This is a genomic window from Blastococcus sp. SYSU D00868, assembly GCF_054050575.1.
Map to the genome: position 1 here is coordinate 210,146 of NZ_JBJGZO010000006.1, position 22,356 is coordinate 232,501.

Annotated in this window: 25 protein-coding genes; 14 read left to right on the forward strand and 11 right to left on the reverse strand. The window is 76.1% G+C overall.

Translation table 11 applies throughout. The features are described 5' to 3' along the window. The first annotated feature begins 17 nt into the window (after nucleotides 1-17). The gene (locus ACI79F_RS08020) at nucleotides 18-1,298 is read left to right on the forward strand and encodes a cytochrome P450 (RefSeq protein WP_456544545.1); all 1,281 of its coding nucleotides are present in this window, start codon (nucleotides 18-20) and stop codon (nucleotides 1,296-1,298) included. Continuing rightward, complete coding sequence (locus ACI79F_RS08025) at nucleotides 1,295-1,480, forward strand: ferredoxin (protein ID WP_456544544.1); 186 nt, start codon at nucleotides 1,295-1,297, stop codon at nucleotides 1,478-1,480. The genes ACI79F_RS08020 and ACI79F_RS08025 overlap by 4 nt, the downstream gene beginning before the upstream one ends. On the opposite strand, the gene ACI79F_RS08030 is transcribed toward ACI79F_RS08025, so the two are convergent. Next, complete coding sequence (locus ACI79F_RS08030) at nucleotides 1,473-2,612, reverse strand: cystathionine gamma-synthase (protein WP_456544543.1); 1,140 nt, start codon at nucleotides 2,610-2,612, stop codon at nucleotides 1,473-1,475. The genes ACI79F_RS08025 and ACI79F_RS08030 overlap by 8 nt on opposite strands. Further along, entirely contained in the window at nucleotides 2,609-4,018 is a 1,410-nt protein-coding gene (locus tag ACI79F_RS08035) for a cystathionine beta-synthase (protein ID WP_456544542.1), read from the reverse strand. The genes ACI79F_RS08030 and ACI79F_RS08035 overlap by 4 nt, the downstream gene beginning before the upstream one ends. A 118-nt stretch (nucleotides 4,019-4,136) precedes the next feature. Here ACI79F_RS08035 and ACI79F_RS08040 point away from each other — a divergent pair, with 118 nt between their 5' ends. The 3 genes from ACI79F_RS08040 to ACI79F_RS08050 are packed head-to-tail and all read left to right on the forward strand — an operon-like array spanning nucleotide 4,137 to nucleotide 6,428. Then, the gene (locus ACI79F_RS08040) at nucleotides 4,137-4,916 is read left to right on the forward strand and encodes an aldo/keto reductase (protein WP_456544541.1); all 780 of its coding nucleotides are present in this window, start codon (nucleotides 4,137-4,139) and stop codon (nucleotides 4,914-4,916) included. A gap of 22 nt (nucleotides 4,917-4,938) precedes the next feature. Next, nucleotides 4,939-5,967, forward strand: a complete 1,029-nt coding sequence (locus ACI79F_RS08045) for an aldo/keto reductase (RefSeq protein ID WP_456544540.1) — start codon at nucleotides 4,939-4,941, stop codon at nucleotides 5,965-5,967. After that, nucleotides 5,964-6,428 (forward strand): XdhC family protein, encoded by a 465-nt coding sequence (locus tag ACI79F_RS08050; RefSeq protein WP_456544539.1) that lies wholly within the window; start codon nucleotides 5,964-5,966, stop codon nucleotides 6,426-6,428. Before ACI79F_RS08045 ends, ACI79F_RS08050 begins: the two co-directional genes overlap by 4 nt. Here the strand turns inward: ACI79F_RS08050 and hisN are convergent. Further along, on the reverse strand, nucleotides 6,419-7,222 hold the full coding sequence (gene hisN / locus ACI79F_RS08055) for a histidinol-phosphatase (protein ID WP_456544538.1): 804 nt from the start codon (nucleotides 7,220-7,222) through the stop codon (nucleotides 6,419-6,421). The genes ACI79F_RS08050 and hisN overlap by 10 nt on opposite strands. A gap of 43 nt (nucleotides 7,223-7,265) precedes the next feature. Here hisN and ACI79F_RS08060 point away from each other — a divergent pair, with 43 nt between their 5' ends. Together ACI79F_RS08060 and ACI79F_RS08065 are read left to right on the forward strand one after the other, a co-directional pair. Continuing rightward, a complete protein-coding gene (locus ACI79F_RS08060; protein WP_456544537.1) occupies nucleotides 7,266-7,802 on the forward strand; it encodes a DUF2087 domain-containing protein in 537 nt (178 codons plus the stop codon). A gap of 68 nt (nucleotides 7,803-7,870) precedes the next feature. Next, complete coding sequence (locus tag ACI79F_RS08065; RefSeq protein ID WP_456544536.1) at nucleotides 7,871-8,623, forward strand: hypothetical protein; 753 nt, start codon at nucleotides 7,871-7,873, stop codon at nucleotides 8,621-8,623. Here the strand turns inward: ACI79F_RS08065 and rsgA are convergent. The 3 genes from rsgA to ACI79F_RS08080 all read right to left on the reverse strand — a co-directional run bounded on the left by rsgA (nucleotide 8,617) and on the right by ACI79F_RS08080 (nucleotide 12,461). Then, the gene (gene rsgA, locus ACI79F_RS08070; RefSeq protein ID WP_456544535.1) at nucleotides 8,617-9,525 is read right to left on the reverse strand and encodes a ribosome small subunit-dependent GTPase A; all 909 of its coding nucleotides are present in this window, start codon (nucleotides 9,523-9,525) and stop codon (nucleotides 8,617-8,619) included. The genes ACI79F_RS08065 and rsgA overlap by 7 nt on opposite strands. A gap of 107 nt (nucleotides 9,526-9,632) precedes the next feature. Continuing rightward, nucleotides 9,633-10,901 carry a 3-phosphoshikimate 1-carboxyvinyltransferase gene (gene aroA / locus ACI79F_RS08075; protein WP_456544534.1) on the reverse strand — a complete coding sequence of 423 codons (1,269 nt, stop codon included), beginning with the start codon at nucleotides 10,899-10,901 and terminating at the stop codon, nucleotides 9,633-9,635. 96 nt (nucleotides 10,902-10,997) lie between these two features. Further along, nucleotides 10,998-12,461, reverse strand: coding sequence for an NAD-dependent succinate-semialdehyde dehydrogenase (locus tag ACI79F_RS08080; protein WP_456544533.1), 1,464 nt, complete (start codon nucleotides 12,459-12,461; stop codon nucleotides 10,998-11,000). Nucleotides 12,462-12,603: 142 nt separating this feature from the next. Here ACI79F_RS08080 and ACI79F_RS08085 point away from each other — a divergent pair, with 142 nt between their 5' ends. Together ACI79F_RS08085 and ACI79F_RS08090 are read left to right on the forward strand one after the other, a co-directional pair. Beyond that, nucleotides 12,604-13,350, forward strand: coding sequence for an SOS response-associated peptidase (locus tag ACI79F_RS08085; protein WP_456544532.1), 747 nt, complete (start codon nucleotides 12,604-12,606; stop codon nucleotides 13,348-13,350). A 1-nt stretch (nucleotide 13,351) separates the two neighbouring features. Beyond that, nucleotides 13,352-14,878 carry a fused MFS/spermidine synthase gene (locus tag ACI79F_RS08090; RefSeq protein ID WP_456544531.1) on the forward strand — a complete coding sequence of 509 codons (1,527 nt, stop codon included), beginning with the start codon at nucleotides 13,352-13,354 and terminating at the stop codon, nucleotides 14,876-14,878. Here the strand turns inward: ACI79F_RS08090 and ybaK are convergent. Continuing rightward, entirely contained in the window at nucleotides 14,860-15,348 is a 489-nt protein-coding gene (ybaK, locus tag ACI79F_RS08095; protein ID WP_456544530.1) for a Cys-tRNA(Pro) deacylase, read from the reverse strand. The two genes, ACI79F_RS08090 and ybaK, sit on opposite strands and share 19 nt — an antisense overlap. 232 nt (nucleotides 15,349-15,580) lie before the next feature. Here ybaK and ACI79F_RS08100 point away from each other — a divergent pair, with 232 nt between their 5' ends. After that, on the forward strand, nucleotides 15,581-16,279 hold the full coding sequence (locus ACI79F_RS08100; RefSeq protein WP_456544529.1) for a sigma-70 family RNA polymerase sigma factor: 699 nt from the start codon (nucleotides 15,581-15,583) through the stop codon (nucleotides 16,277-16,279). After that, nucleotides 16,276-16,629 (forward strand): mycothiol system anti-sigma-R factor, encoded by a 354-nt coding sequence (gene rsrA / locus ACI79F_RS08105; RefSeq protein WP_456544528.1) that lies wholly within the window; start codon nucleotides 16,276-16,278, stop codon nucleotides 16,627-16,629. Before ACI79F_RS08100 ends, rsrA begins: the two co-directional genes overlap by 4 nt. A 22-nt stretch (nucleotides 16,630-16,651) precedes the next feature. On the opposite strand, the gene ACI79F_RS08110 is transcribed toward rsrA, so the two are convergent. After that, nucleotides 16,652-16,726, reverse strand: a complete 75-nt coding sequence (locus tag ACI79F_RS08110; protein ID WP_014377707.1) for a 50S ribosomal protein bL37 — start codon at nucleotides 16,724-16,726, stop codon at nucleotides 16,652-16,654. A gap of 188 nt (nucleotides 16,727-16,914) precedes the next feature. Between ACI79F_RS08110 and ACI79F_RS08115 the strand changes: the two genes are divergently transcribed. Next, nucleotides 16,915-17,958, forward strand: a complete 1,044-nt coding sequence (locus tag ACI79F_RS08115; RefSeq protein WP_456544527.1) for a biotin carboxylase N-terminal domain-containing protein — start codon at nucleotides 16,915-16,917, stop codon at nucleotides 17,956-17,958. A 65-nt stretch (nucleotides 17,959-18,023) separates the two neighbouring features. Beyond that, nucleotides 18,024-18,245 carry a biotin/lipoyl-binding carrier protein gene (locus tag ACI79F_RS08120; protein WP_456544526.1) on the forward strand — a complete coding sequence of 74 codons (222 nt, stop codon included), beginning with the start codon at nucleotides 18,024-18,026 and terminating at the stop codon, nucleotides 18,243-18,245. Nucleotides 18,246-18,270: 25 nt separating this feature from the next. Here ACI79F_RS08120 and ACI79F_RS08125 read toward each other — a convergent pair whose 3' ends face one another. After that, complete coding sequence (locus ACI79F_RS08125) at nucleotides 18,271-18,774, reverse strand: GNAT family N-acetyltransferase (protein ID WP_456544525.1); 504 nt, start codon at nucleotides 18,772-18,774, stop codon at nucleotides 18,271-18,273. Nucleotides 18,775-18,818: 44 nt separating this feature from the next. Here ACI79F_RS08125 and ACI79F_RS08130 point away from each other — a divergent pair, with 44 nt between their 5' ends. Then, the gene (locus ACI79F_RS08130; protein WP_456544524.1) at nucleotides 18,819-20,303 is read left to right on the forward strand and encodes a sensor histidine kinase; all 1,485 of its coding nucleotides are present in this window, start codon (nucleotides 18,819-18,821) and stop codon (nucleotides 20,301-20,303) included. A gap of 243 nt (nucleotides 20,304-20,546) precedes the next feature. Here the strand turns inward: ACI79F_RS08130 and ACI79F_RS08135 are convergent, their stop codons facing one another. Further along, the gene (locus ACI79F_RS08135; RefSeq protein ID WP_456544523.1) at nucleotides 20,547-20,795 is read right to left on the reverse strand and encodes a WhiB family transcriptional regulator; all 249 of its coding nucleotides are present in this window, start codon (nucleotides 20,793-20,795) and stop codon (nucleotides 20,547-20,549) included. A gap of 337 nt (nucleotides 20,796-21,132) precedes the next feature. Beyond that, complete coding sequence (locus tag ACI79F_RS08140; protein ID WP_456544522.1) at nucleotides 21,133-22,155, reverse strand: diacylglycerol/lipid kinase family protein; 1,023 nt, start codon at nucleotides 22,153-22,155, stop codon at nucleotides 21,133-21,135. Nucleotides 22,156-22,356: the final 201 nt, after the last annotated feature.

Here is a 22,356-nt window from a genome sequence, read left to right on the forward strand (position 1 = left end):
CGATCCCGGGAGGTCCCGTGTCCGCCACCGTCGTCCCGTCCGGGATCGACCTCGACGCCGTCGACCTGTCCGACCGGGCGTTCTGGGCGAACCCGCCGGAGGTGAAGCACGCGGTCCTGGACCTGCTGCGGGCCCAGGCGCCGTTCGCCTTCTTCGCCGAGCCGGAGATCCCGTACCTGCCGGTCGGTCCGGGCTACCACGCGGTCACCCGGTACGCCGACGTCGAGGCGATCAGCTGCCGCCCGGACCTGTTCTCCTCCGGCCAGGGCGCGGTGTCGATCCAGGACATGCCGCCGGACCTCAACGAGTTCTACGGCTCGCTGATCAGCATGGACGACCCGCGGCACGCGAAGATCCGCCGGATCGTGGCCAAGGCGTTCACCCCGCGGATCCTGGAGGGGCTGGTCGGCTCGGTGCAGGCGGTCGCCGAGGACGTCGTCGCCCGCGCCCGGCGCACCGCGCAGGACGGCGACGGCACGCTCGACGTCGTCGCCGACCTCGCCGCCCCGATCCCGCTGCGGGTGATCTGCGACCTCATGGGCGTGCCGGACGACGACCGGGCGATGGTGCTGCAGCAGTCGAACGTGATCCTCTCCGGCGGCGACCCGGAGCTGATCGACAGCGAGGAGCACGCCGTCGCCGCCTTCCTGACGGCGGGGGAGCTGCTGGCCGGGCTGATGACCCGGATGGCCGTGGAGCGCCGCGGCCGGCCGACCGAGGACCTGACGACGGCGCTGGTGCACGCCGAGGTCGACGGCGAGCGGCTGACCGACCAGGAGATCGCCAGCTTCTTCATCCTGCTGCTGGTGGCCGGCAACGAGACCACCCGCAACGCCATCTCCCAGGGCGTGCTGGCGCTCAGCGAGCACCCCGCTGAGCGGGACCGCTGGGCCGCCGACCCGGGCCTGACCCGCACGGCGGTGGAGGAGGTGGTGCGCTGGACCAGCCCGATCACCTGGATGCGCCGGACGGCCACCCGCGAGGTCGAGCTCTCCGGGCAGACCTTCCCGGCGGGCAGCAAGTTCCTGCTGTTCTACGCCGCGGCCAACCGGGACCCGGCCGTCTTCGCCGACCCTCACCGCCTGGACCTCGGCCGCGACCCCAACCCGCACGTCGGGTTCGGCTCGCGGGGCCCGCACTTCTGCCTCGGCGCGCACCTGGCCCGCCGGGAGATCGCCGTGGCCTTCCGGACCCTCTTCGACGCGCTGCCCGACCTGGAGGTGACCGGCCCGCCGGACCGGCTGCAGTCCTCCTTCGTCAACGGGCTCAAGCGGCTGCCGGCCCGGCTGGCGCGGTGAGCCGGATCGAGGTCGACCGGGACCGGTGCATCGCCAGCGGCGTCTGCGAGGTGGTCGCCCCGGAGGTGTTCGAGCTCGACGACGACGGCGTGCTGCAGGTGCGGCAGGCCGCCCCGGCCGACCCCGCCGCGGCGGCGGAGGCGGTCCGGGGCTGCCCCAGCGGGGCGCTGCGGCTCAGCTGAGCGCTCGCTCCAGGTCCGCCAGCAGGTCCTCGACGTCCTCGATGCCGACCGACAGCCGCACCAGGTCGGCGGGCACCTCCAGCGGGGAGCCGGCGGCGCTGGCGTGCGTCATCCGGTGCGGGTGCTCGACCAGCGACTCCACGCCGCCCAGGGACTCGGCGAGGGTGAACAGCTCCGTGCGCTCGCAGACCCGCAGCGCCGCCTCCTCGCCACCGGCCAGCCGGAACGACACCATCCCGCCGAAGCCGGACATCTGCTTCGCGGCGACCTCGTGGCCCGGGTGGTCGGGCAGCCCCGGGTAGAGGACGGCCGACACCTCCGGCCGCGCGGACAGGAACTCCACGACCCGGGCGGCGTTGGCGCAGTGCCGGTCCATCCGCACGCCGAGGGTCTTGATGCCGCGCAGCACCAGCCAGGCGTCGAACGGGCCGTTGACCGCGCCCATCGCGTTCTGGTGGAAGGCCAGCTGCTCGGCGAGGCCGGCGTCGGCGACGACCAGCGCCCCGCCGACGACGTCGGAGTGCCCGCCCAGGTACTTGGTCGTCGAGTGGACGACGACGTCGGCGCCGAGCGTGAGCGGCCGCTGCAGGTAGGGCGAGGCGAAGGTGTTGTCGACGACGAGCAGGGCGCCGGCGTCGTGCGCGACCTGGGCCAGCCCGGCGACGTCGGCGACGTTAAGCAGCGGGTTGGTCGGCGTCTCGCACCACAGGACGGCGGTGGTGTCGCGCATCGCCGCGCGGACGGCGCCGAGGTCCCCGAGGTCGACCGGCGTGTGCTCGACGCCCCAGCGCGCGGCCACCTTCGACAGCAGCCGGAACGTGCCGCCGTAGGCGTCCCCGGCGAGGACGACGTGCGAGCCGGGCGTGCAGACGGTGCGCAGCAGGGTGTCCTCGGCGGCCAGCCCGGAGGCGAACGCCAGGCCGGCGACGCCCTCCTCCAGCGCGGCCAGCGCCTCCTGCAGCGCCGTCCGGGTGGGGTTGGCGCTGCGGCTGTACTCGTAGCCCTGCCGCAGGCCGCCGACGCCGTCCTGCTTGTACGTCGTCGTCAGGTGCAGCGGCGGGACCACCGCCCCGGTCGCCGGGTCCGGGTCCTGGCCCGCGTGGATCGCCCTGGTGCTGAAGCCGTGGCTCATGCGCCGACCGTAGGCGCAGGGCTGCCGGCGGACAGGCCCGCCAGGTGGCCGAGCACGTCCTGCCGGGTGACCACGCCGGCGGGCTTGCCGTCGACGTGCACCAGCAGGGCGTCGGCCGAGCCGAACGCGCTCACCGCCTCGCTGACCGGCTCGCCCGATCCGATGATCGGCAGCGGGGCGGACATGTGCTTCTCCACCCGGTCGGCGAGCGTCGCGCGGCCGGCGAACAGCGCGTCGAGCAGCACCTTCTCGTCCACCGACCCGACGACCTCGCCGGCGGTCACCGGCGGCTCGGCGCGGACCACCGGCATCTGGCTGACGCCGTACTCGCGCAGGATGTCGATCGCCTCGCGGACGGTCTCGTTCGGGTGGGTGTGCACCAGCGACGGGGTCTCGCCGGACTTGGTGTGCAGCAGCTCGCCGACGGTCTCGCCGGCGGTGGAGTCCAGGAACCCGTAGTCGGCCATCCAGGTGTCGTTGAAGATCTTGTTCAGGTAGCCGCGGCCGCCGTCGGGCAGCAGCACCACGAGGACGTCGTCCCTGGTCAGCTTCTCCGCGGCCCGCAGCGCCGCCACCACCGCCATCCCGCAGGAGCCGCCCACGAGCAGCCCCTCCTCGCGGGCCAGCCGCCGGGTCATGGCGAAGGAGTCGCCGTCGGAGACGGCGATGACCTCGTCGGCGATCTCGCGGTCGTAGGTCGAGGGCCAGAAGTCCTCGCCGACGCCCTCGACCAGGTAGGGCCGGCCGGTGCCCCCGGAGTACACCGAGCCCTCGGGGTCGGCGCCGACCACCCGTACGCGGCCGCCGGAGGCCTCCTTGAGGTAGCGGCCGATGCCGCTGATCGTGCCGCCGGTGCCCATGCCGGTGACGAACGTGGTGATCCGGCCCTCGGTCTGCGCCCAGATCTCCGGGCCGGTCGTCTCGTAGTGCGACTGCGGGTTGGCCGGGTTGGAGTACTGGTCGGGCTTCCAGCCGCCGGGGGTCTCGCGGGCCAGCCGGTCGGACACCGAGTAGTAGGAGCGCGGGTCGGCCGGGTCGACGGCGGTGGGGCACACGACCACCTCGGCGCCGTAGGCCTTGAGCACGTTGATCTTCTCCTGGCCGACCTTGTCGGGGCAGATGAAGACGCACCGGTACCCGCGCTGCTGGGCGACCAGCGCCAGGCCGATGCCGGTGTTGCCGCTGGTCGGCTCGACGATCGTGCCGCCGGGCTGCAGCGCGCCGCTGGCCTCGGCGGCGTCCACCATCCGGACGGCGATGCGGTCCTTCACCGACCCGCCGGGGTTGAGGTACTCGACCTTCGCCAGCACCAGCGGCGCGTCGGGGCCGAGGTCCCGGGTGACCGAGTTCAGCCGGACCAGCGGGGTGTTCCCGACCAGGTCGACCACGGATTCGGCGTACTGCACGGCGGACCTCCTCGTTCGGCGCCCGGGCCCGGACGGGCGGCGCCGTCCCCATCCCAGCAGAGCCGCACGCCGCGCGCTGCGGGTGTCACCGCGGCGGCCCGCGGGCACCGGACCGGCCATGACCGAGACCGTCCCCGCCGCGCCTCTCGCCGGCGGCGGCACCATGCCGCTGCTGGGCTTCGGCACCTGGCAGCTGACCGGCCGCGCCTGCCGGGACGCCGTCCGCACCGCGCTGGACGCCGGCTACCGGCACCTGGACACCGCGACGATGTACCGCAACGAGGCCGAGGTGGGCCGGGCGCTGCGCGACTCCGGCATCGCCCGCGACGAGGTGTTCGTGACCACCAAGCTGCCGCCGCGGGAGACCGGCCGGGCCGACCGGGTGCTGGCGCGGTCCCTGGACGCGCTGGGCCTCGACGCGGTCGACCTGTGGCTTGTGCACTGGCCGCCGCCCGGCGGCAGCGAGGCGGTCTGGGAGCGCTTCGTCGCCGCCCGCGAGGACGGCCGGGCCCGCGCGATCGGGGTCAGCAACCACTCCCTCGCCCAGGTGGACGCGCTGACCCGGGCGACCGGTGTGACGCCGCAGGTGAACCAGGTCAGCTGGGCGCCGTCGCGGTACGACGCGGCGGTGGAGAGCGGGCACCGGGAGCGGGGGGTCGTCCTGGAGGGCTACAGCCCGTTCAAGAACACCGACCTGGGTGACCCGGTGCTGCGCGAGGTGGCGGCGGCGCACGGCGTCACGACGGCGCAGGTGGTGCTGCGCTGGCACGTCGAGCACGGCGTCGTCGTGATCCCGAAGTCGGCGACGCCGGAGCGGATCCGGGCCAACCTCGCGGTCGGCGGGTTCACGCTGTCCGCGGAGGAGGTGGCCCGGGTCGACGGCCTGGCGCAGCGCTGAGCGGGGGCGCGAGGATGCCGGGGTGACCCCACCCCTCGGCACCCGCACCCTCGGCGACGGGCTGACCGTCTCCGCCCTCGGCCTCGGCTGCATGGGCATGAGCGAGATGTACGGCACCGCCGACCGGGACGAGTCGGTCGCCACGATCCACCGGGCGCTGGACCTCGGCGTCACCCTCCTGGACACCGCCGACGTCTACGGCGACGGGCACAACGAGGAGCTCGTCGGGGAGGCGATCGCCGGCCGGCGCGACGAGGTGGTCCTGGCGACGAAGTTCTCGCTGTCGCCGGGGGAGCGGGGCATGCGGATCGACGGGCGGCCGGAGAACGTCCGGGCCTGCGCCGAGGCCAGCCTGCGCCGGCTCGGCGTGGACGTGATCGACCTCTACTACCAGCACCGGGTCGACCCCGCCGTCCCGATCGAGGACACCGTCGGCGCCATGGCCGAGCTGGTGCAGCAGGGGAAGGTGCGCCACCTCGGGCTGTCCGAGGCCAGCGCCGCCTCGGTCCGCCGGGCCGTCGCCGTGCACCCGATCGCCGCGCTGCAGAGCGAGTGGTCGCTGTGGACCCGCGATCTGGAGGCGGTCGGGGGCGGCGGGGCGGACCCCGTGCTGGGCGTGGCCCGCGAGCACGGGATCGGGCTGGTGCCCTACAGCCCGCTGGGCCGCGGCTTCCTCACCGGCGCGATCCGGACCCCCGCGGACTTCGCCGAGGACGACTGGCGCCGGCGGATGCCGCGCTTCCAGGGGGAGGCGTTCACCGCCAACCTGCGCCTGGTGGACGCGGTGCGCGCGATGGCGGAGGAGAAGGGCGTCACCGCCGGCCAGCTCGCGCTGGCCTGGGTGCTGGCGCAGGGGCCGGACGTCGTCCCCATCCCCGGGACCAAGCGCCGGCGCAACCTGGAGGAGAACGTGGCCGCGGCGGCGGTGGAGCTGACCGCCGGGGACCTGGCGCGGCTGGCCGAGATCGCCCCGCCCGACGTGGCGCAGGGCGCCCGGTACGCGGCCACCGGGCCCGGCTACGGCGACAGCCCCGAGCGGGGCGCGGCGTGACCGACCGGGTGCTCGTCGCGGTGTTCGCCTCGCCGACCGCCGAGGTGCTGCTGCGCTGGGCGCCGGAGCTGGGCTACCGCGCCGTGCTGCTCGACCCGGACCCCGCACGGGGGGCCGGTGCGACCGGCTTCGACGGGCTGGACCTGCGCCTGGAGGACGCCGACGTCGTCGTCACCGACCACCACCGGCCCGAGCTCGGCGCGGTGCTGCGCGACGCGCTCGCGCGGCCGGTGCGCTGGGTCGGCGTGATGGGCAACCCGCGGCACGAGGGCCCGCACGTCGCCGCCCTGACCGCGCTGGGGGTGCCGCCGGAGGACATCGCCCGGGTGCACCGGCCGATCGGCCTGGACATCGGGTCGAAGGCGCCCGCGGAGATCGCGCTGAGCACGCTCGCCGGGCTGCTGGCCGACCGCAACGGCCGCACCGGCGGGACGGCGCACGGCGGGGCCGCTCAGGGCTGAGGACGCGGCCGCAGGTGGGACAGCGCCGCCGCGTGCAGCGCGCCGTTGCTCGCCAGGGCGCTGCCGCCGGCCGGGCCGGGGGCGCCGGTCACGTCGGTGAAGGTGCCGCCGGCCTCGCGCACGATGACGTCGAGGGCGGCGAGGTCCCACACCGAGACCTCGGGCTCGCAGGCGAGGTCGACGGCGCCCTCGGCCAGCAGCACGTAGCTCCAGAAGTCGCCGTAGGCCCGGGTGCGCCAGACCGTGCGGGTCAGGTCGAGGAAGCCCTCGAGCATGCCGCGCTCCTCCCAGCCGGACAGGGAGGAGTAGCTGAGGCTGGCGTCGGCCAGGTCCCGCACGCCGGAGACGCGGCACCGGGTGGCCGACTCCAGCCGCCGGCCGGTGAAGGCGCCCACGCCCTTGGCCGCCCACCAGCGGCGGTTCAGCGCCGGCGCGGAGACCAGCCCGACCACCGGCTCGTCGCCGTCGAACAGGGCGATCAGCGTGGCCCAGACCGGCACCCCGCGGACGAAGTTCTTGGTCCCGTCGATCGGGTCGAGCACCCAGCGCCGCGGCCCGTGGCCGGTCGTGCCGAACTCCTCGCCCAGCACGGCGTCGCGGGTGCGGGCCCGCGCCAGGGTGATCCGCAGCTGCTCCTCGACCGCCCGGTCGGCGTCGGTGACGGGCGTGAGGTCGGGCTTGGTCTCGACCTCCAGGTCCTGCGCGCGGAACCGCTCCATGCTGATCGAGTCGGCCTGGTCGGCAAGCACGTGCGCCAGGTGCATGTCCCCGGTGTGGTCGCGGCCCGACGTCATGGGCACCGAACCTAGCGGGCCGGTCATGGCTACCGTCGGACGCGTGGACGCGGCGACCATCGTGGGGCTCCTGGCCGACCCCACCCGCCTGCGGGTGGTCGCGGCCCTGGCGCTCGGCGCGACGACCATCGAGGAGGTCGCCGAGGCCTCGGGGCTGTCGCTCAAGGACGTCGCGCTGGCCGCCCGCCGGCTGGCCCGCGCCGGCCTGGTGCGCCGAGACCGGCACTCCCTCGAGCTGCTCACCGACCGGTTCGGCGCCGCCGCCCGCGCCGCCGCGGCCGCCGCGCCCCGGCCCGAGCCGCTGTCCGACGACCCGGCGCAGGACGCCGTCCTGTCGGCGTTCGTCCGCGACGGGCGGCTGGTCTCCGTCCCGGCGCAGGCCAGCAAGCGGCGGATCGTGCTCGAGCACCTGGTGCGGGTGTTCGACGTCGGCGTCCGCTACCCGGAGCGGGAGGTCAACGCGCTGCTCGCCGTCTGGCACCCCGACACCGCGGCGCTGCGCCGGTACCTGGTCGACGAGGGGCTGCTGACCCGGGAGGCGGGGGTGTACTGGCGCAGCGGCGGCTGGGTCGACGTGTAGCCCTGTCGACGAGTCGCCCCGCGGGAAACCGGTCGCCTCCGGCCGTGGCGCGCGCCCACACTCGCCGGGTGCCCGACGCCGACGACCTCCGCGCGCTCGCCCGGTCCTCCCCGTGGCTGTTCACCACCCTGCGGTTCACCTACCGCCGCGGCCGGTCGGCCGAGGGGATCCGCGCCTGGCTGCGGCGCCCCGACGCCCTGCGGGTCGAGACCGTCGGCGGGGTGCTCCTGGACACCGTGCACGGTCGCCCGGGGGCGGCCGACCAGCCGCTCGCCGGGCCCCGCCGGCGTGCCGACGGCCTCGTCGCCGGGCCCCGCCGGTACCTCGACCGGGAGGGCGACCCGATGTGGCAGGACTACTCCTTCGTCGCGATGCTCGACCCGGTCGAGCTCGCCGACGGGCAGGACCGGTTCGGCGACGGGCCCGGGCCGGCCGGGCCGCCGCTGGAGATCGCCGACGTGCGGGAGGTCGAGCACGGCGGGCGGCCGGCGTGGGAGGCGGTCGTCGCCACGACGGACACCTACGAGCCGCGCTGCGGCTGCTGCCCGCTGCTGCGCGACCCGCTGATCGACCGGCTGGAGTGGGACGACGCGGCGGAGCGGTTCGCCGGGGTCCGGTACCCCAGCGCCACCCGCGTCCGGCTGGACGTGGGGACCGGGGTCTGCGTGGCCACCGAGGCGCTCGACGGGACCTACGCCGGCGACGGGCACGAGGTGCTGGTCGAGGCGGTCGACGAGCCGATGGCCGACGACCTGTTCGTCCAGCCCTGGCGCCGCCGGCCCCGGGGGTGGGGGCGCCCGCCGCGGCCGGGCCGTCAGTAGCCGGGGCCGACCTGGCCGACGGCGCCCAGCAGCACCCGCAGCGCGGCCAGCTGCTCCTGGCGGGCCGGCGGCCCCGCCGCGGCCCACGCGTCGAGGGCGCACTCGGGGTCGTCGGCGGTGTGCCCGCACAGCGGCGGGCAGTCGACGGCCGCCTGGGCGATCTCCTCGAACGCGGCGAGCACGTCGTCGGCGGTGACGTGGGCGAGCCCGAACGACCGGATGCCGGGGGTGTCGATCACCATCCCGCCGCCGGGGAGGTCGAACAGCACGACCGACGACGACGTGTGCCGGCCCTTGCCGATCTTGCTGACGTCGCCGGTCGCGCGGGCGGCGTCGGGCACGAGCCGGTTGACCAGGGTCGACTTGCCGACACCGGACTGCCCGACGAGCACGCTGATCCGGGACGCGAGCCGCTCCAGCAGGGCGTCCAGCGGCAGCTCCCGGGAGATCGCGACGGCGTCGAGGCCGAGCCCGGCGTACCGGTCCAGCAGCGGCCGGGGGCTGGCGAGGTCGGTCTTGGTCAGGCAGAGCAGCGGCTCCAGGCCGCCGGCGTAGGCGGCGACCAGGCACCGGTCCAGGAAGCCGATCGCGGGCTCGGGGTCGGTCACCGCCGTGACGACGACGAGCAGGTCGGCGTTGGCCACCACGACCCGCTCGGTGGGGTCGGTGTCGTCGGCGGTGCGCCGCAGCGACGTCGTCCGCTCCGCGATCGTGACGATGCGGGCCAGGCTGTCGGTGCGGCCGCTGGTGTCGCCCACGACGCGGACCCGGTCGCCGACGACGACGCCGTGCTTGCCCAGCTCCCGCGCCCGCATGGAGGTGACGTCGACCGGGGCGCCGTCGGGCCCCTCGACGCGCACGGTCATCCGGCCGCGGTCGACGGCCACGACGAGGCCGGGCACCGCGTCGTCGTGGCTGGGGCGGGTCCGGGTCCGCGGCCGGGAGCCGCGCCGGTTGGGCCGGACCCGGACGTCGTCCTCGTCCGAGCGGCTGTCGTGCCGGCGGGGGCTCAGCGTGCCGCTCCGAGCATCGCCGCCCACCGCTCGCGGAAGTCCGGCAGCGTCTTGGTGACCGCGCCCGGGTCGGCCACCCGCACCCCGTCGACCGCCAGGCCCAGCACCGCCGCGGCGTGCACCATCCGGTGGTCGGCGTAGGAGTCCAGCTGCGCGGGCCGGCGCGGACCGGGCTCGATCACCAGGCCGTCGGGGAGCTGCTCCACCCGCGCGCCGACGGCCGTGAGCACCTCGTCGAGGGCCTGCAGCCGGTCGGTCTCGTGCCCGCGCAGGTGGCCGATGCCGGTCAGCCGGGACGGGCCGTCGGCCAGCGCGCACAGCGCGGCCAGCACCGGGGTCAGCTCGCCCACCTCGCCCAGGTCGGCGGTCAGCGGGGCGATCGCGCCGCGGCCGGTCACGGTCAGCCCGGCGTCGTCCCGCTCGACGTGCGCGCCCATCGCCCGGAACAGCCGGTCGAGCTGCGCGCCGGGCTGGGTCGTGGTCTCCGGCCAGTCCGGCACCGTGACGCGTCCGCCGGTGACCAGCGCGGCGGCCAGGAACGGGGCGGCGTTGGACAGGTCGGGCTCGACGGCGCGGTCCCGTGCCGCCACCGGGCCCGGCGCCACCCGCCAGCCGCGGTCGGTGCCGGCCACCCCGACCCCGTGGTCGCGCAGCGCGGTCACGGTCATCTCGACGTGCGGCATCGACGGCAGCCCGCCGGCGAGCGCGAGGTCGAGCCCCTCGTCGAACCGCGCGGCGGCCAGCAGCAGCCCGGAGACGATCTGCGAGGACTCCGAGGCGTCCACGGTCACCGCGCCGCCGCGGACCGCGCCGGTGCCGTGCACGGTGAACGGCGCCCGGCCGCGGCCGTCGTCGTCCACCCGCACGCCGAGCGCCCGCAGCGCCGCGATCAGGCCGGCGTTGGGGCGCTCGCGCAGCCGCGGGTCGCCGTCCAGCCGGACCGGGCCGTCGGCGAGCGCGGCGACCGGCGGGAGGAAGCGCAGCACGGTGCCGGCCAGGCCGGCGTCGACCTCGGCGGGCCCGCGCAGCGGGGCGGGGGTGACCAGCCAGTCGGCGCCGTCCTCCTCGACCAGCACCCCGAGGCCGCGCAGCGCGGCGGCCATCAGGTCGGTGTCGCGGGCCCGCAACGGGCGCACCAGCCGGCTGGGGCCGTCGGCCAGCGCGGCCAGGACGAGCGCCCGGGCGGTGATCGACTTGGAGCCGGGCAGGGGGACGACGGCGTCCACGGGGGAGGGCGCGTGCGGCGCCGGCCAGACCTCGCTCACGCCGTCAGTCTGCCCGGTGGAGGACCCCGCCCTCCTCATGCCCGGTGAGCCCGGCACGAGCCTCGGAGCGGGTCGGGGGAGGGCGGGGTCCGCACGTCAGCCGCTGATCGGCTTCGACGCCTTCTTCACGGGCACGGTGCGCACCAGCCGCCGGTTGGCGAACTCGAACATCGCCAGCTCGGAGAGCTCGCGGCCGTAGCCGGACCGCTTGACGCCGCCGAAGGGCAGCTCGGGCGAGGAACCCGTGGGCTGGTTGATCCACACCATGCCGGCCTCGAGCCGCTCGGCCACCGCCCGGGCGCGGTCGACGTCGCTGCTCATGACCGTGGCGCCGAGGCCGTAGTCGCTGTCGTTGGCCAGGGCGACCGCCTCCTCGTCGTCCCTCACCTTGTAGACGACGGCCGCGGGCCCGAACAGCTCCTCGCGGTAGGCGCGCATCTCCGGGGTGACGTCGGTGAGGATCGTCGCCTCGACGAAGGCGCCGGGCCGGTCCGGGCGCCTGCCGCCGGCGACCACGGTGGCGCCCTTGTCGATCGCGTCCTGGATCTGCGCGTGCAGGTCCTGCGCGGCGCGCTCGCTCGACAGCGGCGCCAGGGACGTCGACGGGTCGGCCGGGTCGCCGGGGGAGAATGTGGAGAAGGCCTGCCTGAGGCCCTCGACGAAGGGCTCGTAGAGCTCCTCGGTGACGATCAGCCGCTTGGAGGCGGTGCACGCCTGGCCGGTGTTCTGCATCCGGCCCGAGGTCGCGGCCTTGACCGTGGCGGCCATGTCGTCGGCGTCGAGCACGATGAACGGGTCGCTGCCGCCGAGCTCGAGCACCGACTTCTTCAGGTACTTGCCGGCCAGGGCGCCAACGGCGCTGCCTGCCCGCTCGCTGCCGGTCAGGGTGACGCCCTGGATGCGCGGGTCGGCGATCACCTGCTCGACGTCGTCGATCCGCAGGAAGGTGTTGGTGAAGACGCCCTCGGGCGCGCCGGCGTCGACGAACAGCTGCTCGATCGCCTGGGCGCACTGGGGGGTGATCTCGGCGTGCTTGAGGATCACCGTGTTGCCCAGCACCAGGTTCGGCCCGGCCACGCGGACCACCTGGTAGAAGGGGTAGTTCCACGGCTCGATGGCCAGCAGCACGCCGATCGGCCGCGTCTCCACGACCGCCTCGCCCTTGCCCATCAGCGGCGTGATGGACGTCGGCTCGAGGAAGCCGGGGCCGTTGTCGGCGTAGTACTTGAGGATCATCGAGCACAGGTACAGCTCGCCGGTCGCCTCGTCGTGCCGCTTGCCCATCTCCGTGGTGATGAGCCGCGCGAGGTCGTCGCGGCGCTCGTCCATGAGCTCGGCGGCCCGGCGGACGACGGCCGCGCGGTCGGCGACCGGCCGTCGCGCCCACTCCTGGTAGGCGGCGTGCGCCCGGCCGATGATGCCGTCGATCTCCTCGGTGGGCGTGAAGTCGAACTCCTTCTCCGTCTCACCGGTGAAGGGGTTGACCGTCGCGTACCTGCGCTCACCGGAGTCGCTGGCGGTCTTCGGCTGCTGGGTGTCTGGCTGCTGTGTCGCGGTCACGCCTGGATCCTCGTCTCGTCCTCGTCCGTCCCGACACCGGCCCCTACCCGCGGTCGGGCCGGTCACGCACGCCCGCGCCGGCTGTCGGTGCCCGCCCCTAGGCTCGACACGAGCTGTCACCCGAGCAGGGAGGAGCCGTCCCATGTGCGGTCGGTACGCCGCCAGCCGCCGTCCCGAGGACCTGGTGGTCGAGTTCGAGGCGGTCCCCGCCGAGGGGCAGCAGCCGCTCCCGGCCGACTACAACGTCGCGCCGACCAAGGACGTCTACGTCGTCCGGCACAAGCGCGAGCGCGACGCCGAGGGGGCGCTGACCGGCGGCGGGCACCGCGAGCTGCGCGAGGTCCGCTGGGGGCTGGTGCCCTCCTGGGCCAAGGACGCCTCGATCGGCAACCGGCTGCTCAACGCCCGCGTCGAGTCGCTGGCCGAGAAGCCGGCGTTCCGCCGGGCCGCGGCCTCGCGCCGCTGCCTGGTGCCGGCCGACGGCTGGTACGAGTGGGCCAAGCGGCTGGACCGGCCCGGCAAGCAGCCCTACTACATGACCCCGGCCGACGGCTCGGTGCTGGCGTTCGCCGGGCTGTGGGAGGTGTGGGGCGAGGGCGCGGACCGGCTCTACACCTGCACGGTCGTCACCGCGCCGGCCGTCGGGGCGCTGGCCGAGATCCACGACCGGATGCCGCTGGTGCTGCCCCGCGACCGCTGGGCCGAGTGGCTCGACCCGGCCCGGGACGACGTCGCGGCGCTGGCCGCGCCCACCCCGCCGGAGCTGGTCGAGTCCCTGGAGCTGCGGCCGGTGAGCGCGATGGTGAACAGCGTGAAGAACAACGGCCCCCAGCTCCTCGAGCGGTCCGAGGGCGTGAGCGAGCCGGCCGACCAGCCGGCGCTGTTCTGAGGTGTCCGAGGATCCCGAGGGCGCGCCGCCGGCCCTGCGCAGTCGCGCGCTGCCCGGCTGGGTCGCCGCCGGCCTGACGTTCCTGTGCTCCGGCGCGGTGCTGGTCCTGGAGATCGCCGGGCTGCGACTGATCGCGCCCTACGTCGGCATCACGCTGCAGACCAACACCGCGGTCATCGGCTTCGCGCTGGCCGCCATCGCCGTCGGCGCCTGGGCCGGCGGCAGCCTGGCCGACCGCACCGACCCGCGGCGGCTGATCCCGCCGCTGGTCGTGGCCGGCGGGGCGCTGGTCGTCGCCGTGCTGCCGCTGGTGCGCTTCACCGGCGAGGCGTTCAGCGGGGCCGACGCCGGGAGCGTGCTGCTGCTGGCCTTCGTCGCGATCGTCGTGCCGGCCGCGCTGCTGTCCGCCGTCCCGCCGATGGTGGTCAAGCTGCAGCTGGCCAGCCTGGCCGAGACCGGCTCGGTCGTCGGCCGGCTGTCCGGCATCGGCACCCTCGGCGGGATCGCCGCGACCTTCCTGACCGGCTTCGTGCTGGTCGCGCTGTTCCCGACCAGCGGGATCCTCGTGGGCACCGGGCTGGTCACCGTCGCCGCCGGGATCGCCGCGGCGGTGTACCTGCGCCGCGCCGGCGGCCGGCTGCCCGCCGGGCTCGTCGTCCTCGCCGTGGCGGGCACGGGGCTGGCCGCGCTGGCGCCCAGCCCCTGCGAGGAGGAGACCGCCTACCACTGCGCGCGCGTGGTGGCCGACCCCGACCGGCCGACCGGGCGGGTGCTGCTGCTGGACACCCTGCGGCACTCCTACGTCGACCTCGCCGACCCCACCCACCTGGAGTTCGAGTACGTGCGGGCCATCGCCTCGGTGACCGACGTGGTCGCCCCGGCCGGCGAGCCGCTCTCGGCGCTGCACCTGGGCGGCGGCGGGCTCACCGTGCCGCGCTACCTCGCCGAGGTCCGGCCCGGCACCGAGAGCCTGGTGCTGGAGGTCGACCCGGGCGTGGTCGACGTCGACCGCGACCAGCTGGAGCTCGAGACCTCCGACGAGCTCGCGGTGCGGGTCGTCGACGCCCGGATCGGGCTGGCCGACGAGCCGGCCGGCGGGCGCGACCTGGTGGTCGGCGACGCGTTCGGCGGGCTGTCGGTGCCCTGGCAGCTGACCACGGTCGAGGCCCTGGAGGCGGTCGACGCGGCCCTGGCAGAGGACGGCGTCTACGTGGTCAACCTCATCGACCACCCGCCGCTGGACTTCGTCCGGGCGGAGCTGGCCACCCTCCGGGCCGTCTTCGCCGACGTCGTCCTGCTGGCGCGGGCGCCGGTGCTCGCCGGCGAGGACGGCGGCAACGTCGTCGCCGTCGCCTCGCAGCGGCCGCTGCCGGTCCAGGAGATCACCGCGGCGCTGCCCGAGCGGGACCTCGCGTGGCAGGTCGCCGCGGGCGCCGAGCTGGACGCGTTCGTCGGCGACGCCGGGGTGCTCACCGACGACCACGCCCCGGTCGACCAGCTGCTCAACCCCTACGCCGACCCCGGCTGACGGCCGATCGGCGCGGTCCGCGCGCGGGTGAGCCGGACCAGCTCGGCCGGCGGGAGCTCCACCTGCAGCCCGCGGCGGCCGGCGCTGACCATCACCGTGGCGAACCCCAGCGCGGACTCGTCGACCACCGTGGGCAGGGCCTTGCGCTGCCCCAGCGGGCTGATCCCGCCCAGCACGTAGCCGGTGGTGCGCTCGGCGTCGGCGGGGTCGGCCATCACGGCCCGCCGGCCGCCGGCCGCTGCGGCCAGCGCCTTGAGGTCCAGGGTGCCGGCCACCGGGACGACGGCGACGGTCAGCGTGCCGTCCACCCGGGTGACCAGCGTCTTGAACACCTGGCGCGGGTCGGCGCCCAGCGCGGCGACCGCCGCCTCGCCGTGCCCCTGGTCGCTGGGGTGCTCGGGGTCGTACGGGTGCAGGGTGTGCGCGACCCGCGCCCGCTCCAGGGCCCGGACCGCCGGAGTGGCCGCCACGGCGGGGCAGCCTAGCCAGCGCGCCGCCCGGCACACCGCCGGTTCCCGGCGGGGGAACAGGCCGCGTCCCCCGGCGGTTGGACCGGCCGTGAGCAGCACCCTCCCGACCGCCCGCGCGCGGTCCGGCGCCGGCCCGGCCGTGCGCCGGCGCCCGCCGGGCCGCCCCGATGCCGCGCGACTAGGATCGACCGAGGTGGCACCCCGCGTCCGGGGTGCGCAGAGAGGACGGTCGGTGCCCGAGGAGCCCACGAGCACGCCCCGGGACGAGGCGACGGCCGGCGCGGCCGGCGTGCCCGTCGAGGTGCCGGAGGCGCGTGAGGGCGGCAGCCGCACCGAGGTGGCCGAGACCCGCGCCGAGCGGGACGCCCGCTTCGAGCGGGACGCGCTGCCGTTCCTCGACCAGCTCTACCCGGCGGCGCTGCGGATGACCCGCAACCCGGCCGACGCCGAGGACCTGGTCCAGGAGACGTTCGTGAAGGCCTACTCGGCCTTCCACCAGTTCGCCGAGGGCACCAACCTCAAGGCCTGGCTGTACCGGATCCTGACCAACACCTACATCAACAGCTACCGCAAGAAGCAGCGGCAGCCGCAGCAGTACCCCACCGACCAGGTGCAGGACTGGCAGCTGTACGCGGCCGAGGAGCACAGCTCCAGCGGGCTGCGGTCGGCTGAGATCGAGGCGCTGGACCACCTGCCGGACTCCGACATCAAGGAGGCCCTGCAGCAGCTGCCGGAGGACTTCCGGCTGGCGGTGTACCTCGCCGACGTCGAGGGCTTCTCCTACAAGGAGATCGCCGAGATCATGGGCACGCCGATCGGCACGGTGATGTCCCGACTGCACCGCGGCCGGCGGGGCCTGCAGAAGCTGCTGGCCGACTACGCCCGCGAGCGGGGCTTCGTCCGCGCCGGTGCCGGTGAGGAGGCGTCGTGAGCGAGCACCCGGAGCACGCGGGCGAGCCGCTGCAGATCGACTCGTGCGACGACGTCCTGTCGCACGTCTTCGAGTTCCTCGACCACGAGACCGACGACTCCCGCCGGGCGGTCATCGCCGAGCACCTCGAGGACTGCTCGCCGTGCCTGCGGCAGTTCGGCATCGAGCAGGAGTTCAAGGCGCTGGTCCGCCGCCGCTGCGGGGGCGACGCGCCGCCGCTGGGGCTGCGGGACCGGATCAAGATGCAGCTGACCACCGTCTCCTTCGAGGAGGACGGCACCACGGTCAGCGTGGAGCGGGTGACCACCGAGGTCGTCACCGAGCGGAGCACCGAGCGCCCCACCGCCTGAGCGGCGGGGCGCCCGCGCCGGCTCAGGCGTTGGGCCGCTTGCCGTGGTTGGCCTTGTTCCCCTTGCGGGAGCGACGCTTGCGTCCACGCTTGGACATCGCTGCCCTCCTCTCCTCGTGCGTGCGCCGGGGCGCCCGGTCGGGCGCCCCGTTCGGGCGGGTGGATCCGGGGGGCCGGGTGTGCAGGCTCCCGGCGGACCCGCCAAGCTGACCGGACAAGCCTCTCACGTCCGGGGCGGGGGACCGCGCCGGGCGGCACGGACCGACACGGGGAGGGACCGCCGGCGGTGGACCAGTTGGGGATCGAGAGCGTGCTCGTGGCCGGGCGCGGCCCCGCGGCGTGCGCGGTGATCGCGGCCTGCTCGCGGCTGGAGGTCAAGGCCGTCGCGGTCCACTCGGAGGCCGATCGGCACGCCCTCCACGTGCGGCTGGCCGACGACGCCGTCCTGCTCGGGCCGGCGCCCGCGGCCGAGTCCTACCTGGCCGTCGACCGGATCGTCGAGGCCGCCCGCCGCAGCGGCGTCTCCGCGGTGCTGCCGGTGCCGCCGGCCCTGGCCGGCAACGCCCGGCTCGCCGGTGCCGTCGTCGCGGCCGGGCTGACCTGGGTGGGGCCCGACGCCGCCGTCCTGGAGCGGCTCGGCGGGGACGGCGTGGAGCCGGCCAGCGAGCGCGGGCTGCTGGGGCTGGTCACCGACGACGGCCTGCGCTGCGCCACCCCGGTCACCCGCGACCGCGCCGCGGGCATCGCCCGCGTCTCGTGGACGCCGGACGAGCCGCCCCCGCTGCCCCCGACCGCCGGCCGGCTGGTCGACGTCGGCTGGCGCGGCCTGGTCACCGTCGGCGTCGCCCCCGACGGCGAGCTGGCCGAGGTCGCCGCCGGCTTCTCGCTGGACATGGCGGTGCTCGAGCGGGCGCACGGCGTGGACGCCGTCGAGCTCGCGCTGCGCAGCGCGGCCGGCACGACCGGGCGGCTGCCCACCCCCGCGGACCCGCCGCGGGCCGCCGTCGCCGTCCAGCTGCGCTCCACCCTCCCGCCCGGACGCGCGGGGCGGGTCACCGGCCGGCTGCCCGGTCCCGGGCGGCTGCGCGGCCGGCGACGGTCCCTGGAGCTGGTCGCCACCCGCGGCTACGAGCCCGGCGACCGGCTCGACGGCTGGTACGACGCGCTGCTGGCCACGGTCAGCGCCGGGGCCGCCGACGTCCCGACCGCCGCCCGCGCGGTCAGCGACGCGCTCACCGGCCTCGGCGAGACCGGCGTGCCGCACGACGGCCCCGAGGTGTGCGCCGTCCTCGAGCGGCTGACCTCCGGGCACCCCGCGCCGAGGAGCTGACCGGTCCGTCCTGCCCGCCGGGGGTGGTTGGATGAACCGGCAGCGTCGAGGTGGAGGAGGTGCCGGTGGCGGTCGAGGAGATCCACGCGGAGATGGTGTCCAGCGTCTGGAAGGTGCTGGTGACGCCGGGCTCGCCGGTCGCCGCCGGCGACACGCTGGTCATCCTCGAGTCGATGAAGATGGAGATCCCCGTCCTCACCGAGCGCGCCGGCACCGTGGCCGAGCTGCACGTCACCGAGGGCGAGGTGCTCCAGGAGGGCGACCTGATCGCCACCGTGGAGTCCTGAGCCCGGGGTCCCGGGCCGCCGGCGGCTACAGCGCCCGGGCGTACACCCACAGGTCGACGCCCGGCAGCGGCGACCAGTCGCGCTCGGGCAGCCGGCGGAAGCCCAGCCGCCCGTAGAGGCGGTGGGCCGCGGTCATGCGCGGGTCGGTGGAGAGCACCATCGCCGCCTTGCCCGCGGCCCGCGCCCGGTCCAGGCACGCGCGCACCAGCAGCTCCCCGACGCCGGCGCCGCGCGCGGCCGGGTCGACCACCAGCATGCGGAAGGCGGCCTCCGAGTCGTCGGCCGTGACCTCGCCGAAGTCGCCGCCCAGCACCAGCGCCACGCTGCCGACCACCCGGCCGCCCAGCCGCGCCACGAGCAGCTCGGCCCGCCCGGCCCGGCCCTCCACGTCGGCGAGCTCGGTCAGGTAGGACGGCGAGGCGTACCGCTCGTCCCGGTACACGCCGACGGTCAGCTCGCGGATGCGGTCGAAGTCCGCGGGGGCGGCCGGCTCGACGGTCGGCAGGGTGGGCGGGGCCGGGGAGGTCACGTCGAGGCAGCGTAGGCGGCGGCCCCGCCTAGGCTCGGAGCACCATGAGCAGCCTCTCCGACCGCCTCACGCGCGGCTCGGCCACGTCGCCGTCCCAGGTCGACCACGCCCGCCGGCTGGTCGCCGACTGGCAGTTGCTGGCCGACCTCTCCTTCGCCGACCTGACCCTGTGGGTGCCGCTGCGGACCGGCGCGTGGTGGTGCGTCGCGCAGGTGCGCCCGCTGACCGCGCCGACCAGCCAGCCGGAGGACCTCGTCGGCAGCGAGGTGTCCGGCGCCGACGCCGAGCCGTTCCTGGTGGCCCACCGGGAGGGCCGGCCGGTCACCGAGGGCGAGCCGGACTGGTCGGGCCCGGCGCCGCGGCGGCGCGAGGTCATCCCGGTGCGCCACGACGGCGTGGTCGTCGCCGTCCTGGCGCGGGACACCAACCTGGCGGTGACCCGCTCGCCGTCGACCCTGGAGCTCACCTACCTCGACATCGCCGCCGACCTGTGCCTCATGGTCTCGGCCGGCACCTTCCCGCCGCAGAAGATCCTCGACGCCGAGCTCAGCCCGCGGGTGGGCGACGGGCTGGTCCGCCTCGACGGCGCCGGACGCGCCGTCTACGCCAGCCCCAACGCGCTGTCGGCCTACCGCCGGATCGGGGTGACCGGTGACGTCGTCGGCGCCGACCTGGCCCGGCTCAGCCGGGAGGTCGCCGCCGACCGCGTCGCCGGGGAGGCGGTCGCGGCCGGGATCCGCGCCGCGGTCGCCGGCCGGTTCCCCGAGCCGACCGACCTGGAGGGGATCAGCGCGACCATGCTGGTCCGCGCGCTGCCGCTGCAGGCCCCGGGCGCCGAGGAGGGCGCGCTGGTCCTGGTCCGCGACGTCACCGACGTGCGCCGCCGCGACCGGGCGCTGCTCACCAAGGACGCCACCATCCGCGAGATCCACCACCGGGTGAAGAACAACCTGCAGACGGTGGCGGCGCTGCTGCGGCTGCAGGCCCGGCGGATGACCGAGCCCGCCGCCCGCGCCGCGCTCGAGGAGTCGGTGCGCCGGGTCGCCTCGATCGCGATCGTGCACGAGACCCTGGCCGGCAGCCGGGAGGACGTCGTGGACGTGGACGACGTCCTCGACCAGGTGCTGCCGATGCTCGGCGACCTGGCCTCGATCGGGCCGGCCGCCCGGACCTGCCGGATCGGCGCGTTCGGCGAGCTGCCGGCCGCCGCCGCCACGCCGCTGGTGCTGGCCGTCACCGAGCTGCTGCACAACGCCGCCGAGCACGCGTTCCCCGACGGCGAGACCGGGAGCATCGAGCTGCAGGCCGAGCGGACCGGCGACGACCTCGTCGTCCGGGTGCGCGACGACGGCTCCGGGCTGCCCGCGGACTTCGACCCCGCCGCCACCGACGGGCTGGGCCTGCAGATCGTGCGGACCCTGGTCACCAGCGAGCTCGGCGGGGCGCTCGCCATGGGCCGCCCGGCCGACGGCGGCCCCGGTACCGAGGTGGTCCTGCAGCTGCCCGGGACCGGCCGCCTCCGCCGCTGACCCCGCGCCGCCGGCCCCCAGCACTGACCTCGGCGCTGGAGCCGGCCGGCGCGCCCCTGGCGCTCTCCAGCACCCTGCCGTGGCCGTGGGGCGCGGTCGGCGGCTCCGCGGCCGCGGTCGGCCTCGGGCCCCGGGGGGCGCGGCCGCTGAGCCGGTCCCGGGTGCGCCCCGGCCCCGGATGCGCGAGAGGCCGGCCCGGGTGTCCGGGGCCGGCCTCTCGCGCGGTGCGGTGGAACCGTCGGGTCAGGCGCGGACGCGGGTGCGGGCCTGACGGCGCTTGAGGGCGCGGCGCTCGTCCTCGGAGAGGCCGCCCCAGACGCCGGAGTCCTGGCCGGCGCCCAGTGCCCAGTCCAGGCAGGACTGCACGACCGGGCAGCGCCGGCACACCGCCTTCGCCTGCTCGATCTGCACCAGGGCCGGACCGGTCGTCCCGATGGGGAAGAACAGCTCGGGGTCCTCGTCGCGGCAGAGGGCGCGGTGGCGCCAGTCCATGGTGGTGTGCTCCTCGAAGTCGTCTACGGTGTGCCGGTCGGGTCGCTGTCTCCGGACGTCTGCGCGGGCGACACCACTCTGTGTCGTCTACAGCGACCGCCTGCTCTTTGTTACCGGCAGGTTGCGTTCCTGGTCGCGATGTTTTCACGACACGGACGCCTGTCAAGCGCAACGAGGGCCCGGTGGGACCCCTCGTGAGCAAGCTCACCACGCCCGTGATAGGGCCGCCACTCGGCCGGGCGGAACCGTTGACAGGACGGCCCGGACGTGCCCTCGCGGCGGACTCCGGAGGGCCGCATCCCGGCTGCCCCGGGAGGACCTCCGGCGGCCCCGCGGCTCAGGCGACGACGCGGAGGGCGGCGGGCACCGAGCGCAGCCGCAGGCCGGTGGCCGTGCCGAGGTGGTCGCCGTCGAGCTGCCAGCCCTGCGGCCGGGTGGCCCGGAGGGTGAGCTCGGGCAGGTCGTGCCAGCGGTGCAGGCGGCGGCCACGCAGGACCGGCTGCGGGGCCATCACCTGGCGCAGCGTGCGGAGCATGCCGAACGAGCCCATCCGGCCCAGCGCGAAGACGTCGAGCTCGGTGTCGAACGACGCCTCGGGGCTGGGGTTGATCGGCCGGGCGCCCAGGTAGGTCCACGGGCTCACGTTGGAGACCAGGCAGAGGAACACCCCGTCCCGCGGGGCCTCGCCGGGCACCTCGACGGTGACGGCGGGCCGGCGCCGCTCGCGGCCGAGCAGGAACGCCGTCGTCGCCTCGCGGACGTACAGCGCGCCGGTGGAGCGCCGGCCGCGGGCCCGCTGCGCCTCCACCCGGGCGATGACCTCGGCGTCGAAGCCCAGGCCGGCGGCGAAGACGAACCAGCGCGGGTCGGTCCACCCCGGGTGCGCGGCGGCGTCGCGGGCGGCGATGGCGGGCGCGGCCGCCGGGTCGACCGGCGCGGCCGGTGCGGAGCTGGTGCCCGAGGCGCTGGCGGTGCCGAGGGAGACCCGGCGGGTGCGCCCGGCGCGGATGCTGTCGAGGATCTCCGCGGTCGCCTCCACCGGGTCGCGGGAGCGGCCCAGCGCGCGGGAGAAGACGTTCGTGGAGCCGCCGGGCACCACGGCCAGCGTCGGCACGGCCGCGCCGGGACCGGCGTGCAGCAGGCCGTTGACGACCTCGTTGACGGTGCCGTCGCCGCCGAGCGCCACGACGACGTCGACGCCGTCGGCGCACGCCTGCACGCCGAGCTCGCGGGCGTGCCCGCGGTGGGTCGTCTCGGCCAGGTCGACCTTCAGCTCGCTGCCGAGGGCGCCGACGAGCACGTCGCGCACCTTGGAGTTGGTGGAGGTCGCCGCGGGGTTGGCCACCACGAGCGCACGCATGGAGGTGAGGCTAGCCACGAGCGGTGTGTTCCCCGGTCAGCGGCGTCCCGATCCTGTGACCGCTGACGCGTAGCCTCGCTGGTGTGACGCAGGAGAGCGGTGGGGGGGGGGGGGGGGGGGGGGGGGGGGGGGGCCCCCCCCGCGCCGGGGGGGGGGGGGGGCCCCGCGCGCCGCCCCCCCCCCGCCGCCCCCCCCAGGCGC